Origin of the sequence: Candidatus Methylomirabilis sp. (genome assembly GCF_028716865.1) — a bacterium.
GTDB lineage: Bacteria > Methylomirabilota > Methylomirabilia > Methylomirabilales > Methylomirabilaceae > Methylomirabilis.
The window spans coordinates 95571-112565 of the sequence record NZ_JAQUOY010000004.1 but is presented as its reverse complement, the minus strand read 5'-3'; the positions used below and the strand labels follow the sequence as shown (position 1 = coordinate 112565).

Here is a 16995-nt window from a genome sequence, read left to right as displayed (position 1 = left end):
AGCCGCTTGATCCCATTTCCAATGTTTCCAGAGTGCATCGCCACGAATTTGTTGGTACCCATTGGCGTTAACGAGTCTTCTTCTCGTCCCTAAGTTCAGCGAACAACTCCTCGTAGAGGTCGGCACATTTCTGCAGAGAAAAATGCTCTTCAGCATACGCGCGTCCGCGCGCTCCCATCCGCGTCCGCGTGGCAGGGTCCGCTCTCAAGCGGAATATTGTGTCGGCGAGACCCTCCGCATCGCCCGGCGATACATTGACCCCACCTCCGCTGGCTAGGACGAGCTTCGGCGCATCGCTCTCCGGACCAGTGATCGTTATTACGGGTCTCCCGGACGCCATAATCGATTGGAGCTTGCCGGGAACGGCTGGAGTCCGGAGCGACACATCCAATGGCACCAGACACAAATCGGATGCCGCCAAAAGTTTGACATACTTATCTTTGGGTTGCAAGGGCAGAAAGCGCACATTGACAAGGCCGCCCGCAGCCTGCCTCCAGCGAGGCTCCAGCACACCCTCACCCACGAGAAGGAACAGTATGTCAGAACGCTCGAGCAGACGTCTCGCGCTCTCGATAACAGTAGTCAGGTCCTGAGCATATCCCATGAGGCCGGCATATGATACGACGAACTTCCCGGTTAGACCATGAGATCGACTGAAATCGTTGTCCCGCGGCTCCGGCCGCAGCAACTCCGTGTTCACCCAATTATGGATGACGTTAACCTTTTCCAATGCCACCCCTTTGTAGTTTTTGAGGAAATCGCGATTCCCATTCGAATGGACCACGATTCGTGCTGCCTCGCGGTACGCTCGACGTTCCATGCGTTCCGCGAACTCAATTGCGACCGGATTTCTCAGCAATCCCAGGTCTATCGCAGTCTTCGGATACAGGTCTTGAATATTGAGAACCAGTCGGCCGCCGCATCTTCTGGCGTGTGTCCCTCCCGACAAGGCTAAAGGAAGCGGCGGCGATTGCACCAGGATGATATCCGGACGCGCAAACTGTTGGCAGGCCCGACCGAAAGTCCATCCCAAGGTCAGGTGATCCAAGCCACGAAGAATAGGATGATACCCGGGAATCGGGCACCCTCGTACCCGGAAAGTTCTAACGCCGTCAACCTCACTCCATCCTGGCAGGACTTTCCCCCGCCCCTCGCCAGCGACATAGCCTCGGGGCGCCTTTGCGATGACGGCCACATCATGACCTCTTCGCTGCAGTTCCGAGGCAAGTTCGTGAAAGATCCGAGCCGCCGACCGAACCTCCGGAGGAAACCGATCGGTGAGCAACAGGATCCGCAGGGCCCTCGTTTCTTTATCCATTCTCTGAGGGAGTCGCAACGGTCAGATGATCTTACGCCAGACAAAGTGATTGACGTAATCGGTGTAGCTGAGGATGATCCGAACGACCTTTTCCGAAACGTTCTGGACCTGGTAGTCGGCTACCGGCCGAAGCAGGCGTTGGTTGCCCCGCGGCTGCTCCGCCAGGATGGTGACGGCCTGCAGGATCCTCTCCCACTCCAAGCCCGTCAGCATGACTGCCGCCTCTTCCATCCCCTCAGGACGCTCGTGAACCTCCCGGATGTTCAGCGCCGGGAAGTTGAGGATGGATGACTCCTCAGTGATCGTGCCGCTGTCGGACAGCACAGCGAAGGCATGCTGTTGCAGACAGACATAGTCTGGAAAGCCCAGCGGCTGCATCAACTCAACGAGCCGGTGCAGCAAAGCATGGCTTTCGTCGAGACGCTTCCGTGTACGCGGGTGGGTGGAGACGATCAGGCGCTTCCCGAAATACTCAGCCAGTCTATTCAAGACGTGGACAAGTTTTTCCAGGTTCACCTCGGAATCGACATTCTCCTCCCGGTGGCAACTGACCACGAAGTATTCCTGCGGCATCAGCTCTAGGCGCCGAAGCACGTCTGAGGTCTCTATCTGTGGCAAATAGTGGTGTAAGACCTCATACATCGGGCTACCCGTTTTGATGACGCGGTCCGGCGGCAGCCCTTCCCGCAGGAGGTACTCACGCGCGATGTCGCTGTAGGGCATATTGATGTCGCTGATGTGGTCTACCAGCCTGCGGTTGGCTTCCTCCGGCACCCGCATATCGAAGCAGCGATTGCCCGCCTCCATGTGAAAGATCGGGATGCGTCGCTTCTTGGCCGCGATGACACCGAGGCAGCTATTGGTATCCCCCAACACCAGTACGGCATCGGGTCGTTCCTGCTCCAGCAAGAGATCAAAGCGGCTAATGATATTGCCGATGGTCTGCGCAGCACTCGCACCGACCGCATCCAGGAAATGATCGGGTTTGCGCAGTCCCAGTTCATTGAAGAAGATCTCGTTGAGCTCGTAGTCGTAGTTCTGGCCGGTGTGAACCAGGATGTGCTGAGTATAATGGTCCAGGCGCGCCATTACCCTGGAAAGCCTGATAATCTCCGGACGTGTGCCGACGATCGTCATGATCTTGAGCGCGCTCATGCCGCGACCACCAGTTCTGGGTAAGTATCGGAATCGTTGGGATCGAAAATCTCATGCGTCCAGAACAGGGTGAGGAGATCGGAATTGCCGACGTTAGTGATACTGTGGGTGTAAAAAGTTGGCATGTCGATGTACTGGGGATGCGCGCCGCTCACCCGGAATTCCAGCGCCTCGCTGGAAAACAGTTTGCGTATCCGTATCAAGCCATCTCCCTCGGCGACCAGGAAACGCTCCACCTTACGCGTGTGGTAATGGTTGCCTCTGGTGATGTCTGGATGCGTGGTGGACAAGAACATCTGCCCGCTGTTCAAGCTTCGCACCGCCTCAAACAGTTGGCCGCGGTCATCGCTATGGAGCTTGACAGAGACCGGGTAGAAATGGGGGAACAAATAGGAACGGTAAGTGTTGAAGAGTTGCAAATCAAGCGGATGCCGAAGGTCCGGAATCAGTTGAGCGTTGTAGAGATCGGCCATGCGCCCCAGTCGGACGAGCAGTTCGCTCACCGTAAGCGGCTCCCCCTCCATCCTGACCTCACCATCTTCCCCATTCGTGGCGATCTGAAGAATACGCGCGGTCACCTGCTGCGCATGTATCAATCCCAATTGCCCATCGACGATGATGCTAGGCGTCTCCCCCCGGGCCAACTGATGGCAAAAGGTGGACACAGCGGAATTGTAGAAGGGCTTGCCAAACTCGCCGAAAACGTGCGGAAGAATCAGATTGGTGAAACGCGCCCCGTACTTCTTAGACCAGCGACGGAGGCGCGTGGCACCTTCTCGCTTCGACCGTCCATACACGGTGTCACGCTCGACGTGGGTCGATGAGGAAAAAACGATGCGGGGGAGTGAGGCGGTCCGCTCGCACGCTTCGATCAACGCTTCTACTAATTGCAAATTGATCGCCTCGATCTCTGCGTCCTCACCGCGATTCATCCCAGCTAGATGCACGAGGGTATCTAGCCCGGAAACAAATTCAGCCAGCGCATCGGCATCCGCGAATGTCTCGCGCGTCGCCCCGCGCACCTCGACCCCCGGTCGGCCCTGCAGATACGCGCGCAGGTGCCATCCGATGAGTCCAGTGATTCCGGTGATACCGATCTTCATCATCTCTAACGCGCTCTCTTTCGCTGCTCCAGCGCCTCGTTGAGGATCTCGAGTTTGCACAACAAGTCGATGGTTCCGTCTACATCGAGCCGACGCGTGTTATGTGAGTTGTAATCCTCTAGCGGTGAGACTTTCGCGTCCCCCTCAGTGAAGTAACAGGCGTAATTGAGATCTCGGATATCGGCTGGTATGCGATAGTAACCGCCGAGGTCTTCCGCCTTCGCCATCTCCTCCCGGGTCAACAGCGTCTCGTAGAGCTTCTCACCGTGCCGCGTGCCGATAATCCGGACCTCATTCTTCGCATCGAACAACTTCAGGAGCGCCTCTGCCAAAGTGCTTATTGTGCAGGCCGGAGACTTCTGCACGAACATGTCGCCCGGTTGGCCATTCTGGAATGCATAGAGCACCAGATCGACCGCGTCTTCAATCGTCATCATGAACCGCGTCATGTTGGGATCGGTAATGGTCAGGGGCTGGCCGGCGAGGATCTGATTGATGAAAAGCGGGATTACCGAGCCCCGCGAGGCCATTACGTTACCATAACGGACGCCACAGAAGATGGTCCGTGAATTGCTATACACGCGGGCCTTGGCGATCATGAGTTTTTCCATGAGCGCTTTGCACATACCCATGGCGTTGATCGGATAGACAGCCTTATCGGTACTCAGCACAATCATATTCTTCACGCCGCAGGCGAGCGCCGCATTCATGACATTTTCTGCGCCGAGAGTGTTAGTGCGAATGGCCTCGAGAGGAAAGAACTCGCAGGAGGGCACCTGCTTGAGCGCAGCGGCGTGAAAGATGTAGTCAATGCCCTGCATTGCCGAGGCGATGCTGTCGTAATCCCGTACGTTGCCGAGACAGAACCGGATCTTCTGGTTCTTCATCGCTCGCCGCATGTCGTCCTGCTTCTTCTCGTCTCGACTAAAAATGCGGATTTCTTCAATATCTGTGTCCTGGAATCTTCGGAGAACTGCATTACCGAAGGTCCCTGTGCCGCCGGTGATCAGGAGCTTCTGTTTAGAGAACATCTTCGACCCTCGCCTCGCCGCTCGGATGCGCCTGCTTAAGACGCCCTACAATCAAGTAGCTTATCGATCACGCCTTGCAAGCTTCTGTTGAAGTCGACTTGTCGCCATATTCCGGAACGCGCGTAGCCTTTGGCACGCAATTGTTCGCAAAGCCAATCGTCCTTCCATAATCGCTCAATAGCCATGGCGATATCCTCCACCGACCCTGGATCGAACAGCAGGGCTGCATCGCCGGTCTGTTCGGGAATACCATATATACCTGAAATAGCTACCGGGCACCCCAACGCGAACGCTTCCAGTGGCGGAATATTGGTCGGCCCGAAAAAAGTCGGCATCACCAACGCCCGCGCTCGTCGATAGAATTCCGGCAGGTCAGCATCGGGAACATAGCCGGTAAAAATCACGTGCTCACTAAGCCCCAGGTCAGCGACACGTTGAATAAGCGTTGAGTACTTGTAGCGTTTGGGCCCTGCCAATACCAGAAAGATATCCGGGTATGAACGTCGAACGATTGCTACTGCTTGAAGTAGTCTGTCATGATTTTTATGTGCCCAGAATTGTGCCGGATAAAAAAGGAAGCGCGCCGGCAATGGATACCGCTTGTCGAAATCGGCGGAGGGTAGAGAATCAAACACATAGCGCGGGGGCAAGTATGGCAGGGGAAATAGCTTGTCCGACCTCAGTCTATAGGACTCCATTACCTGCTTTTTCCCCATCTCGGAATCGACCAATACCGCCATTGCAAAACGACAGATATTGCGAAAACGATATTCCCTGAAAAAATAGCGCCCCCATCGGGAAACCTCTGGAAACTGTGGCTCATAACGATGCATCAGATCATGGATGGTAACCAGCGCCGGAACTGGCGACAAATAGCTCCAATGGTCATTAGACGGGAAAACCCAAAGGTCACAGCTCTCTTTCCACATCGCTCGCACAACCGGATCCAATCGCCAAAGCACTGCTTTCCACGGACTGATAGGCAGACAGGCGATGCGCCAAATCCTGCCCAGGGTGAAGGGCTCACAGCCCCGAGAACCAAGGGGCAGGATCCGCAACTTGAACGGTTCGACATATACCCGCCATGCTGGGTTGAAGAAAGCGGCAACTATCCCATAGCGCTCGCGTGGCAACGCCGAAAGCGCCTCCAGCATGGTCAGACTGTATTGAAACCCGCCACCACTACCTGGATCACTTCCCAAGAGAATGCCAATCCGCTTCATGCCTGACACACAAAACAGACACCCCACGTGTCAAAACCGGGGGCTCGACCGCTCATCCACTCATGTGCATCGATAACGCTCAATCCCGCATGTGTTGCCAGCAACTCGACCTCAGGAGAGAAAAGGTAACGCATCCGATGCGTTTCCTCAGTTTCCGAGGAATACCCCGTCCTCTTCTCGCAAGCGATAATACGATAATGCACGTCAACCAGATTTCGACTCGGGTGCATTGTGGGCTGGGCAATCCTGGTTATTTTCACTTCATCGTCCTCGAGCTCTTTCACACGTACTGCGGGCCGCTCTGCAAGGACTGCCGGCCCATACCAGACATCGAAGATGAATACCCCTCCGGGCCTCAAATGCTCACGGGCGGTAGAGAACATCGCTTGGAGATCCGCATTTTCCGATTGGTAGCTCATGACGTGAAACAACGAAATCACTGCATCCGCCCGCACAGCCAACCTGACATCTCGCACATCGCCACGGCAGAAATGCAGACGCTGCGCTACGTCCTTTGATATGGCGGCACGCCGCGCTACGGCACGCTCCAGCATCCATTCGCTCACATCGGCACCACTCACCTCCATGCCGGTACGCGCCAGATGCTCCGCATGGGCACCAGTCCCACAGCCCAGCTCCACGATAACGGAAGCCTTGGGAACACGTGCTAAGATCAAACGACGAACGTACTCTGCCTCTTCCCCATAAGGTTTATCACGATAGAGGAGATCGTAATAGCGGGCATAACCTGCGAATACGTTCATCCCGCCATCATCCGTCTTACGGCATCGGCAACGCGCTCAATTTGCGATTGAGTAAGCGCAAGGCCGCTCGGCAAGTAAAAACCGCGCCGTGCCAACCGTTCTGACACGAGATGACTATCTCTCGCAAATAGACCCATTCGCTTCAACACCGGTTGCTCATGCATGGGCCAGAAGAACGGTCGGCATCCGATCCCTAGTGCAGCGAGTCGCCGAATCGCTTCATCTGCATCGAAGGGCACCGCGTCATCAAGCACCAGGCCATACACCCAGTAAATATTTGTAGCCCATGCTGCTTGAGCCAACGGCCTCTGGATACCCGATACATCTGCCAGCAACTCGTCATAGCGGCGGCCCATTTGTCGCTTGCGTGTGATAAATATATCCAGCCGTTCAAGCTGAGCGCAGCCAAGTGCGGCTTGCAGATTGGACATGCGAAAGTTCCAGCCCAACTCTTCGTGGATAAAGCGCCTGCCTGGTGTGAAACAAAGATTACGCAAACTGCGGCAGCGCTCTGCAAGCCCTTCATCATCAGTCACAATAATTCCACCCTCGCCGGTGGTCACGTGCTTGTTGGGATAAAAGCTAAAGGTGCTCATTTCGCCAAAGCTGCCACATGGGCGGCCACGGCAGGTCTGACCGTGGGCTTCGGCGGCATCCTCGATCACCTTGATGCCACGAGGCTGTGTGATGGCCAGCAAGGCATCCATGTCTACCGGCAGCCCATAGATGTGCACAGCCATCACGGCCCGGGTGCGTGGAGTGATCTTCCGCTCAACCTCGTCCACGTCCATGTTCCATGTGTCCGGTTCGCAGTCCACAAGAACAGGTATTGCGCCCGCCCGCACAATCGCAGCAGCGCACGAAATGATGGTAAAGGCAGGGATAATTACCTCATCGCCGGACCCGAGATCAAGCGCCTTCACTGCAGCATCAAGTGCCACGGAACCGTTGGCTACCGCGATTCCGAACCGTCGGCCCACACGGGCGGAAAAATCCCGCTCGAGCCGCTCGACAAATGGCCCTTCCGAAGATATCCAACCACTGTCGATACACTCGTTAAGATATTTCTTTTCGTTACCGTCAAGTAGAGGTTCATTGACTGGGATAAAATTGTTCAAGTTTGAGTACCTGTAGTTAGCGTGCAGTTTTGAGACAGACTGGAATCACTCCTTCAAAGCGTGCTTTATCGCTACTGTGCGTGCTTGAGTCAGATTCAATTGAGTCGCCCATCGGTCCCCGTTATGCAAGCAAGAAATAAACAAGCCTGTGAGCATAAACACATGGTAATCATAGAACAAATTACCAATAAATTGAGCTTGGATGAGCACGAACATCCATATGCCAAACAAGCCCCACGCAGCAGGGCGCGCGCGGTAGTCTTGAGATCGCATCTGCCGTGAGAACGTGCGAATAATCTTTACAAGCAGCAAAGCCAGTAGGCCTGCGCCGACGAGTCCATACTCAACGAGTACTTGCGCAAAGAGAGAGTGGGGGGACCCGAACTCAGCCGGTTGGCCGGAATATCGTAATCCAAAATTTGTTGCGCCAATCCCGAAGAGGGGGGACTCCAGGAAAAGCCGCCCCGCGTCGCTTAGTTGCACCAGCCGCTCGAACACTGAACCTCCCGGGGTAGCGACTACAATGTCATCAATTAGCCACCTTCTCTCTTCGGGGAGGTAAGCGTAAAAGACAAGTAACGCCGCAATGGTTATTACCAACCAACCGACCTTCCTTAGGGTAAATATCCGAGAAGTAAAACTAGGAAGAATGATAGCAGACAGCACTATCGAAACAACACTGGCACGAGACCCGATCCACAACAATACCACGGGAAAACCAACTTCAACCGCGAACAGCCAGGGTCGAGCGCGGAAAACTACGGGGACGCCATACTGCTCCCCCTTATAAGTGCAATAAGCAAAGGCTGCAATCCAGGCGGTGCCGAGCGTGGTTCCAATGTTAAAGCTGGTCGGGTCGCCGCCGGTTCTGTCCCAATCGTCAGCGGTAAAGAGATACAGCCTGTCAGACTGAAATAAATCTGGATCTCGAACCAGTTCCACTCCTATCAGCAATAGGTATAGAAGCGATAGAACTTGTAGACCACTGAATAAAGAAAGCGGAGCATGTCTGCCGATCATCCGACCGGTCAGATAGGGCGCAATAATTCGCAGTATGATTCGTTGCGCAAATTCAGGCTGGCTACTTTCTCCAAGCATAAAGAAGCTTATAGTGACGTATCCAATGAAGGCGCAAAAGTATAAATCTAGGATGGTTGGCTTGTGTTGTGGGATATGCACGAGCGCAAGTACCCCAGAAACGGCATAGAGCGTAATCCAAAAGGGCCATGCCGGATGAGCGACGTGCAGGTAATAAGCCATAGCACTAAGGCCGAATTGGCCGAAAAGCACGATGACGAAGATCATCTTGAAACTTAGCTTGGCGAGTCTAAGCGCTTGCCGCATCGGTCTTCAGATATAGAAGAAGGAGCGTCCAGGATTGTGCGTCAACGGGATTCGGCCAGTTCCTCGCGCGTCAGTCATCTTCTTCGGCCGAGCAAAGATCTTCAGTCTTCAGCATTCGTCCACGCCTGACCTCTGTAACAAGGCGGCAGCCAACAACCAGGTCGATTTGATCTGCAGGAATCCCTGTTCCTGGCTTCTTCGCAGCTAGGTGCTTCCGCTCCAGCCGTGTTCCAACGGGCAAATCCTGGGTCGCAAAAAGACTCTTGGTGAAAATTGTTCCGTAGTTTCTTTACGTTCGGCTCAATAGCGTCCTTGTCGATCGGACAGGCCCGAGCCTGTTCGATAAACCGTACGCCCTCGACCAGTTGTGCCAACTCGCAAGTGGTCAGCGACGCGATGACATCCGGGCCAAACATTTCCCTACTTAAGGTCACGTGCACCTCTAGAAGGTCTGCTCCGAGAGTAGTAGCGGCGAGGCCTGCAAAGATCATCCCCGAATGATCAGAGAGACCGACGGGGCAAGCATAGCGCTCACGATACTCAGCAAGTAAATTCAGCCCAAGCCTTTCTGGAGGGGTAGGATAACTGGAACTGCACTGCATGACCGCCACTGGGTAGGATCGAGATTTACACCAATTCACCACGCGGTCTATTTCCGAAAGCGGACTCATGCCGGTCGAAAGCAAAATCGGCCTTCCTGTCTGCACGATGCGCTCAAGCAGTGGCGGATTGCTCACCTCACCCGATGCGATCTTCCACGCCGGCATCCCGATTCGATCTAACAGGTCAACCGCCTGCTCTGAAAAGGGTGAGCTGAGAAAAACAAGACCCTTTTGCTCCGCGTGTTCCTTAAGGCCGACCCATTGATCCTCGCGAAATTCCATCCGCTCCCAGTAAGCAAAGCGAGAAGCATCCTGGGTGCTGAAACGCATCCGCCATGGCTCATCTGGCGAGCTTTCCGCTTCGGCGATATGTGTCTGGAACTTCACGGCGTCTGCGCCGCCAGCCGCAATTGCATCAATGAACACGTGCGCCATGCCGAGGCTTCCATCATGCGCCTGCGCAACCTCGCCGATCATGAAGCAGCGTTTACTGCCGCCGATTTCATGTCTGCCAATTTGGAATTGCCTACTCGCCATGCTCACCTGCCACGCCAGGCTATAGTCTTGCGAAACAGAGAATCTATTTTTCCGCCCACTCTGGAAAAAAAACCGAGCTCTGTCGTGGGTGTAACGATATTTACCCCGTTGCGGAGAGACCCGACATGGATCCTTTCAATTAAGTCCGCCTTCGAACACGCGAATGTCTCAAGTCCCTTGATCTCCACCTCGAGATCTGCGACGTCGTTGAGTTCGGACAGGTAGAGTTGACAGAGTTCCTCCAAAATCGAACCAGGCGGTACAGGACATTCTGAGTGTTTCGATAAGCGCTTCGAGTGCGTCCAGTCAAATCCACTGAAGTGAAATAACAGGAGAGGACTATCGCCGGCTAAGATAGCTTTTCCGGACCGCGCAAGTGGTCGCTCACTTAGATTCCAATAGCCAACATTTAGACCACGATGCCTACTTACATATGTCAGGTCGTGAAACAGCACCGGCATCGCTGAAAGCCATGTCTGATCACAACTGAGACCATATTGGGGGGCGAAGAATCCCCGTCGGGAAACTCGGTTAATCAACCAATCGAGGATACGCCAGGTACCAGGATGACTCCGGCGAAACGCGAGAAACCCCGCGTTGATCCAACCGTGCATCATCGTGTCATGCTCTAAGATATCGTTGGACGGACCCATGTAATGCGGCGTCAAGAGTACGGCGCGTTCCCCCATCGCTTCGATTGGTTCATGCACATCGCCGAGGAACAGCGTATCCGCATCTGCGAAAATACACACATTTCCTGCCGATGGGTCGCGCAACACGTGCGAGATGCCGACGTATTTTGCTAAGCAGCACAGTTCAACAGCATTGTATTGATTGAATACCCCAAGGAATCCGGCACGCTCTGGCCCAAGATCATTCGGACCGAAAACGCAGATCCATGTGGCATCGTTTCCGAGAAGTCGGCGCAGATCAGCAATAGTATCTGCTGTTGCGTCAACGGCGAAGAGGTGAAAGGAAGAGCGCGGGCTCTGTCGATAGGCGCTCCTTAGCGTTGCGACTGCTTGAGGAAGATAATCGACTGTGGCAACCGTCAAGATACTGGAGTTTTTCGCCAAGACGCCTTGCGTCATTTTGTGAGGACAAACGTCATACTCTCGAACGGATAAATGAAAGACAGTATCGAGTTCTCAAACCTGTACGGCCACCTCCGCGCTAGGCCGGTGAATACGAATCGCAGCAGCGAGGACGGATAGTTCCAGTCCAGATAGCGCTCGACCCGTGAAAAAGCGGTGTTCGAGAATCTATACCCCTCATACTCGTACGTCCCCCTAACGAAATAGTCGAGAGAATTCAGCGTGAATTGTCGCACATGCGTCGGATCGATAGTAGCCCAGCTCGACCTGAAATACGGAACATGGGCAACCATCATCCCACCTGGTATGAGGATACGGTGGATCTCCTCGATTAGCCCGATCAGATTTGAAACGTGCTCGAGCACTTGGTCGGAGTAGACAACCTCGAATACTTCGTCGGCAAAAGGAAGACCATCGTTCAGATTGGACACTACATCCACGCCCAGGAACGGAGTCCGATCCAGACCAATGGCTCCCGACAGCTTGTTTCTCCCGCAGCCAATATCCAGAATGCGCTTATCCGCCAGTCGTCCCACATCAAAGATACGATGCTGCAGCAGTTTAATCAGAGAGTTCCTTTTTCCAATTTGCGTAGCCCCCGGTTAAAGTTCGAAGGGAGAAATTCAAAAAGTTGCTTTTGCAGAAAATGGTTGCCACTCTGTTCCCCATTTAGAATTTAATAAGGAGCTTTGCTCCCTTTCATGCTTATCAATAGCTACAATATATGGCGCGATTTCAATGGATCGAACCCAACGTTGCAGAGCATTTGTGGGGATCTTCGCCTTGTCACCGGTATAACGGATTTGACAAATACTCTTGGACAAGCCATAAACATATTCAATAAATTCGTTGTGAATTCCCTGAATATCTTCGCAAATGTAAACGCCACCAGGGCGAATAAATTGAAACACCTCCTCGAACCCGACTATTTGATGCTCCGGGATGTGACTCCCATCATCCACGAATACATCGACACCACCGCATTTATCCAGGGTATTGCGGAGGAACTCTCTATCGCCTTGGTTTCCGATGTACACATCCACAAACGGACCTATATAGACCGAACATTCACTGGCAATGTCTAAGCCGACGATTTTACATTGCTCTCCAAAATAGTGGCGCCACATACCTAGGCTGCCTCCACTGTAAATACCTACTTCCATTATGGTGACTGGTCTTCCCCTGAACTTATTTAGGTGTCTATCGTAAATATCGAAATAATGCTCCCACTTCCAAATTCCATGACCCTTTTTGTGCGCGGTGCAATACTTAAAAAAATCGTTACTGTCAATTGGCCCCCCACGAGGAGCATCAGTTTTTGTGGCCGGTAGACCGTTGTACCGAATTGCTCGTTCTATTTGATGCGAACGTGCTAATAATCTCAAAGATGTCTTGGGGCACGTAAATGCATTCTCTATTATCTTGAGTATTTGTGAGTATCTGATTGCCATAAAGTGCCTCCTGAAAATGTGTCTGGTACGTGCTTAAGCACTTGGTCAGAGTAGACAACCTCGAACCTTTCGTCGGCAAAGGGAAGACCATCGTTCAGATTGGACACTACATCCACGCCCGGGAACGGAGTCCGATCCAGACCAATGGCTCCCGACAGTTTGTTTCTCCCGCAGCCAATATCCAGAATGCGCTTATTCGCCAGTCGTCCCACATCAAAGATACGATGCTGCAGCAGTTTAATTCGAGAACTCCTTGGCCTTTTCTGCCCACGACGTCAAGCGAGACGTCTCCGTCGGCCACTCATTGAGGAGATCAATGGAATCGCGGTCAAAACTCCACTGCACAAACCTGCTAATCGACGTCGGAAGCTCTTCAGGCTCGCTTGGGAAATTTCCGAGGTACACTAGGTCGTCCGGGCTGAAGATACTGGTCTTGCCGGCACGTGGGACCGGTCGAAGAAAATCGAGCGTGAACGGTTTCATGCAAAACGTCCCGTAGGCAAATCGTGCGCCAAGGCGGCGTTGCTCCGCTGTGGGCGTAGGCACATCGGGAAGTCGTGCCAACACCGACAGGTACTCATCGATGCTGTGGGAATTGATGCTGAACCCAATCTCCTCGTAACGCCCGCTACCCGCAGTGACGACCGTCTTTCCCAACGCCCCCAGTTCGATACCCGACGTGCCGCGCACGGTGATGCCATAATCGGTAATCTGAAACCACGTGTACGGGCTGATCGGGGTGTCTGGGTAAACCAGTTGCACATGGTCAGGAAGTTTGCCGATATACTTCTCGATCAGTCGCACTTCCTCATACTTACCGCTAAAAAAGTACTCAAGCTCACCGCGCCACAGATTGGATGGATGTACTTTCACAAACCATTGAACATCGGAATTCATACATGCCGCCTTGACGCTCTCCACGAACCAGTCGGCATAGCACGGAAACAAGTCCTCACCAAAAAAGAAGAGGGTATCGTAGAGGATGTGGCTGAAGATCACCGCGATCTTGCGATCGTGTGGAACACCAAGCAGTGCTCTGGCTTCATCGGGCGGCATGATGCGAGCGTTAGACTGATTTCTCTTGGACAATGCCCAGCGATCGCCGTAACGGTCCAGAAAATTCTGCTGAAGCTCCCGATCCATTGCAAGAGAATCAGGATATTCACAGATGCGCGCCCAACTTTTCGGGTTGATCGAAGCATGGTGGGTCCGATCGCTTTCGTGAGTAAGGTGCTGGACGATAACCGCGTCGTCGCGAACGGTGCCGGCAAAACGAACGACGTTCAGTTTGTGAGCAAGCGCCGCATAGTAGCATGCACCGTACTCTTCCATGAACACCTCGGTGAAGAACAGCTTCTGAATGTTCTTCGTTTCGTAGAGTCGCTTTGCAGTCTCGATGGTCTGATAGAGGTAGATTAACCATGCCCGAATCTCCGCGCGAACCTTGGGATTCGAGACATCGATGATACCCGTCGCGCGAAGTCGGCTGTATGTAGAAATCGCGATCTGACCGAACGGCACCCCTTCGACGGAAAAGTTCTTAAAACCTTGAAAGGTTTCGAGACGAGTGACGTCGTTGGTGAAGGACTCAGGTATGATAATCGATCGGATCTGCAGATCTTCCAGATAGATACACTTGATGCCGAACAAGCGAAAATACAGATTGCGAATTGGCTCGCTCTTCGATGTGAGCACAAAAACGAGGTGGCCGGTGCGTCGATACGCTCCGCCGAGCAGGGACCAGAGCTGACACCAATGCGCGTTCATCGCCTGGCCAGCGACGATCAATAGTCCGGGTCGGTCGCAATCCATTTGCGTATCTGGGGTTCGCGCAAGAAACCTCCTGAACCCCTCGACGGAGCGGCGAAATCGCCAGTAATCTACCAAAGGGCCGATGAATTCGTCCCAAAACCTCCTCGGACGGAGCACAATAAACGCAACGAGCCGCAACAGCCAGACTCGCCGCACGCAATCTTTTACGGTCTGCTGCACAGTAGAAAAATAGTGTGTCAATTGGCGCTCCGAATAAGATGGGCTGCTCGTTTTACTAGGTGGCGATCTGTATTCGCTCGGAGGGCTCGAATCGCGTCTTGTCACGGTCGCCAGCGTAAGGTCCCTGCTTCACTTCGATGATTTCCGTCGGCTCCAACATCTCGAAACCGTGCCCGCCGTAGGTCAGCAGGATCACGTCGCCAGCTTCCAACACAGTGCTTTCGAAGTAGGTCTGCCCCTCGGAATAGAAGTCCACACGCACGCGGCCGCTTTTGATGAACAACACTTCGTTGGTGTAGTACACCTCGCGTTGAACCGGATTGTGTACGTGCGGTGCGATGACGTACCCGGCCGGCCGATTCATGTAGCCAATCTGCTGGGAGTACGTGCCGGGCGTGAAGAACTCAATCCCCTCCTTGTGAAAGGAACGTCGAATGATGAGCGCAAGCTCTTGTGACTCGTGACAGATGCGCTCGATCATACTCACAACGCTCCAGGGTCGCCGTTCGCCTTAATATGCCGCATCAAGAGATCGGCAAGCAAGAAGTCGGTTGGGGAATCTATCTCGAGTGACCGATGGTCGGGCATCACATATGGCAAGACCCGGTCCCCCCACACCCTTCCGAGGGTCATCACCACCGAGCGCTTGGAGGCATACAGACCGCCATTCCTCTTGTAGACAGGAAGAAAGTCCTGTCGCCGAGATGTTGTCTTTTCCTCACACTGTTCTACGTACTGCTCGAGCCGGTTGCCGACGATCTTCTTTAATTTGATGGGGTGGTAGCTATTCACTTGAAAAACGCTTACGCCAGAATCGGCCTCCGGGTCGTCGAGAAGCGTCTTCATGGCGCCGTCGATATCTGCGGATGTCATGAACGGCGTCGTGGCGTGAAGCTGGACGACGTAATCGAACGTGACCCCGTCTCTTTGTTCTATCTCGCGCACTGCGTGCTGAAGCATCGGAACGTCCGGCGAGTCGTCCTCGGCAAGCTCTCTCGGACGCTTGAGGCAAACATCCTCGCCTCCATATTCTGCCGCAACCCGCAAGATCTCATCGTCGTCGGACGAGACGACTACGCGTGTAAGATATCGAGAGCCTAAGGCGCTACTCAGCATATAGGTAAGTAAGGGCTGTCCAGCAAGAAGCTTTATGTTCTTCCGGGGAACTTCCTTCGAACCTCCCCGAGCCGGGATAATGCCGACTATACGGAAGGCTGTTCCGTCATGAAGGAGCGTGGCTGGTTCTTTGGAAGCGGCACCTTTCACCATGCATTATATAGAGGTCTCCCATCCTATGGAAGGCTCCTATCCTCCCAGTTGTATATCCAGCCTCCTTTTCCGTCGGGACTCGCGAAGCGTCCTCGGTAGTAATCCCGGTTGAGAAGTTCGACCTGGCCCAACGGGCGCTGGGCCTCACCGAGGAGCGATCGCCAATTTGGGGTCTCCCGCTCGATAGTCTCCTTCTGTATTTCCCTTGGAAGTCTTCGAAACTCATCGAGATCCTTCAATTGAGCCGGTGTTATCGAAACCGGCCCATCCTTTGTATCGTCTTTGGCACTGACCGTGATGTGACGCTCGACAACATCTGCGCCCAGCATGATGGCGACCTTTGCTGCCGTCACTCCGTCGCGCTCCACGAGCGTGTGGTCGGACCAGCCGACCTCCGGCGTGAATGTGCGAAGCCAGCTCATGCGCGCCAGATGACACATGTCGAGCGTGTTGGGGTAACTTGTTACGCAGTGAAGAAAACTAAACTCTTTACCGAGTTCCTTCATCAGCGCGGCGGTCGTACGTATTTCGTCATCGTGCATGGCGCCGGTTGAAATAAGGAAGCGGTCGAAATATCCGGCGAGCTCCCGTAGCATCGGCCAGCTTGCGCAATCGTAACTCGCCACTTTCACCACGCGCTCCGGCCAAGGCAAGGCACCCACCACCGCGATTCTGTGCCGCGCAAAGATGGTCGTCAACGGAATAGCGCCGACCTCCTTGCACTTGTCGATGAACCACACATGGTCGTCCATTGTCAGGTCAAGCTTCGAGAGCCTGGCCTTTTCGGCGCTATACGGACGCTTGATCGTCTTGGTCATGCCGTCAGGTGCCGTTTCGCCTTCTTCAAAGCGCTCGCGCTTTGTTAGGTCATCAGAGAAGATCGACTGCATCTTGATATAGTCCGCGCCACTCGCTGCCGCAGACTCTATCAATCTCTCGAACATCTGGAGGTTACCTTGATGATTTTGACACAGCTCAACGATCAATTTTGTCA

General features: G+C 53.9%; 16 protein-coding genes and 1 pseudogene. All 17 read right to left on the bottom strand.

Annotated elements, in window-relative coordinates:
• Window positions 1-67: 67 nt before the first annotated feature.
• Window positions 68-1318, bottom strand: a complete 1251-nt coding sequence (locus PHV01_RS03145) for a glycosyltransferase family 4 protein (RefSeq protein WP_337289694.1) — start codon at window positions 1316-1318, stop codon at window positions 68-70.
• Between the two features lie 21 nt (window positions 1319-1339).
• Window positions 1340-2473 carry a UDP-N-acetylglucosamine 2-epimerase (non-hydrolyzing) gene (wecB, locus tag PHV01_RS03140; RefSeq protein WP_337289693.1) on the bottom strand — a complete coding sequence of 378 codons (1134 nt, stop codon included), beginning with the start codon at window positions 2471-2473 and terminating at the stop codon, window positions 1340-1342.
• Entirely contained in the window at window positions 2470-3579 is a 1110-nt protein-coding gene (locus PHV01_RS03135) for an NAD-dependent epimerase/dehydratase family protein (protein WP_337289692.1), read from the bottom strand. Before PHV01_RS03135 ends, wecB begins: the two co-directional genes overlap by 4 nt.
• Before the next feature lie 2 nt (window positions 3580-3581).
• Entirely contained in the window at window positions 3582-4607 is a 1026-nt protein-coding gene (locus tag PHV01_RS03130; protein WP_337289691.1) for a polysaccharide biosynthesis protein, read from the bottom strand.
• A gap of 35 nt (window positions 4608-4642) precedes the next feature.
• Window positions 4643-5830, bottom strand: coding sequence for a glycosyltransferase family 1 protein (locus PHV01_RS03125; protein ID WP_337289690.1), 1188 nt, complete (start codon window positions 5828-5830; stop codon window positions 4643-4645).
• Complete coding sequence (locus PHV01_RS03120; RefSeq protein WP_337289689.1) at window positions 5827-6594, bottom strand: class I SAM-dependent methyltransferase; 768 nt, start codon at window positions 6592-6594, stop codon at window positions 5827-5829. The genes PHV01_RS03125 and PHV01_RS03120 overlap by 4 nt, the downstream gene beginning before the upstream one ends.
• Window positions 6591-7712 (bottom strand): DegT/DnrJ/EryC1/StrS family aminotransferase, encoded by a 1122-nt coding sequence (locus tag PHV01_RS03115; RefSeq protein WP_337289688.1) that lies wholly within the window; start codon window positions 7710-7712, stop codon window positions 6591-6593. The genes PHV01_RS03120 and PHV01_RS03115 overlap by 4 nt, the downstream gene beginning before the upstream one ends.
• Window positions 7713-7757: 45 nt before the next feature.
• Window positions 7758-9017: an O-antigen ligase family protein gene (locus PHV01_RS03110; protein ID WP_337289687.1), complete on the bottom strand. Its 1260-nt coding sequence runs from the start codon at window positions 9015-9017 to the stop codon at window positions 7758-7760.
• 109 nt (window positions 9018-9126) lie between these two features.
• On the bottom strand, window positions 9127-9297 hold the full coding sequence (locus PHV01_RS03105; protein WP_337289686.1) for an SAF domain-containing protein: 171 nt from the start codon (window positions 9295-9297) through the stop codon (window positions 9127-9129).
• A 148-nt stretch (window positions 9298-9445) separates the two neighbouring features.
• Window positions 9446-10093: pseudogene (locus tag PHV01_RS03100) on the bottom strand (N-acetylneuraminate synthase family protein); the annotation flags it as partial.
• A gap of 104 nt (window positions 10094-10197) precedes the next feature.
• Window positions 10198-11286 (bottom strand): hypothetical protein, encoded by a 1089-nt coding sequence (locus PHV01_RS03095; protein WP_337289685.1) that lies wholly within the window; start codon window positions 11284-11286, stop codon window positions 10198-10200.
• The gene (locus PHV01_RS03090; RefSeq protein ID WP_337289721.1) at window positions 11283-11834 is read right to left on the bottom strand and encodes a methyltransferase domain-containing protein; all 552 of its coding nucleotides are present in this window, start codon (window positions 11832-11834) and stop codon (window positions 11283-11285) included. Before PHV01_RS03090 ends, PHV01_RS03095 begins: the two co-directional genes overlap by 4 nt.
• A gap of 78 nt (window positions 11835-11912) precedes the next feature.
• Window positions 11913-12740, bottom strand: coding sequence for a hypothetical protein (locus PHV01_RS03085; protein ID WP_337289684.1), 828 nt, complete (start codon window positions 12738-12740; stop codon window positions 11913-11915).
• 237 nt (window positions 12741-12977) lie between these two features.
• On the bottom strand, window positions 12978-14753 hold the full coding sequence (locus PHV01_RS03080; RefSeq protein WP_337289683.1) for a hypothetical protein: 1776 nt from the start codon (window positions 14751-14753) through the stop codon (window positions 12978-12980).
• Between the two features lie 34 nt (window positions 14754-14787).
• Complete coding sequence (locus tag PHV01_RS03075; protein ID WP_337289720.1) at window positions 14788-15213, bottom strand: hypothetical protein; 426 nt, start codon at window positions 15211-15213, stop codon at window positions 14788-14790.
• Between the two features lie 2 nt (window positions 15214-15215).
• Complete coding sequence (locus PHV01_RS03070; protein ID WP_337289682.1) at window positions 15216-16001, bottom strand: acylneuraminate cytidylyltransferase family protein; 786 nt, start codon at window positions 15999-16001, stop codon at window positions 15216-15218.
• Window positions 16002-16024: 23 nt separating this feature from the next.
• Window positions 16025-16945: an N-acetylneuraminate synthase family protein gene (locus tag PHV01_RS03065; protein ID WP_337289681.1), complete on the bottom strand. Its 921-nt coding sequence runs from the start codon at window positions 16943-16945 to the stop codon at window positions 16025-16027.
• Between the last annotated feature and the right edge of the window lie 50 nt (window positions 16946-16995).

What these genes read in the sequence shown, in the direction of transcription:
- PHV01_RS03130 (WP_337289691.1), bottom strand. Translation starts at nt 4,607, where the DNA reads ATGTTCTCTAAACAGAAGCTCCTGATCACCGGCGGCACAGGGACCTTC.
- PHV01_RS03145 (WP_337289694.1), bottom strand. Translation starts at nt 1,318, where the DNA reads ATGGATAAAGAAACGAGGGCCCTGCGGATCCTGTTGCTCACCGATCGG.
- PHV01_RS03125 (WP_337289690.1), bottom strand. Translation starts at nt 5,830, where the DNA reads ATGAAGCGGATTGGCATTCTCTTGGGAAGTGATCCAGGTAGTGGTGGC.
- PHV01_RS03070 (WP_337289682.1), bottom strand. Translation starts at nt 16,001, where the DNA reads ATGGTGAAAGGTGCCGCTTCCAAAGAACCAGCCACGCTCCTTCATGAC.
- PHV01_RS03135 (WP_337289692.1), bottom strand. Translation starts at nt 3,579, where the DNA reads ATGATGAAGATCGGTATCACCGGAATCACTGGACTCATCGGATGGCAC.
- PHV01_RS03095 (WP_337289685.1), bottom strand. Translation starts at nt 11,286, where the DNA reads ATGACGCAAGGCGTCTTGGCGAAAAACTCCAGTATCTTGACGGTTGCC.
- PHV01_RS03085 (WP_337289684.1), bottom strand. Translation starts at nt 12,740, where the DNA reads ATGGCAATCAGATACTCACAAATACTCAAGATAATAGAGAATGCATTT.
- wecB (WP_337289693.1), bottom strand. Translation starts at nt 2,473, where the DNA reads ATGAGCGCGCTCAAGATCATGACGATCGTCGGCACACGTCCGGAGATT.
- PHV01_RS03075 (WP_337289720.1), bottom strand. Translation starts at nt 15,213, where the DNA reads ATGATCGAGCGCATCTGTCACGAGTCACAAGAGCTTGCGCTCATCATT.
- PHV01_RS03110 (WP_337289687.1), bottom strand. Translation starts at nt 9,017, where the DNA reads ATGATCTTCGTCATCGTGCTTTTCGGCCAATTCGGCCTTAGTGCTATG.
- PHV01_RS03065 (WP_337289681.1), bottom strand. Translation starts at nt 16,945, where the DNA reads ATGTTCGAGAGATTGATAGAGTCTGCGGCAGCGAGTGGCGCGGACTAT.
- PHV01_RS03120 (WP_337289689.1), bottom strand. Translation starts at nt 6,594, where the DNA reads ATGAACGTATTCGCAGGTTATGCCCGCTATTACGATCTCCTCTATCGT.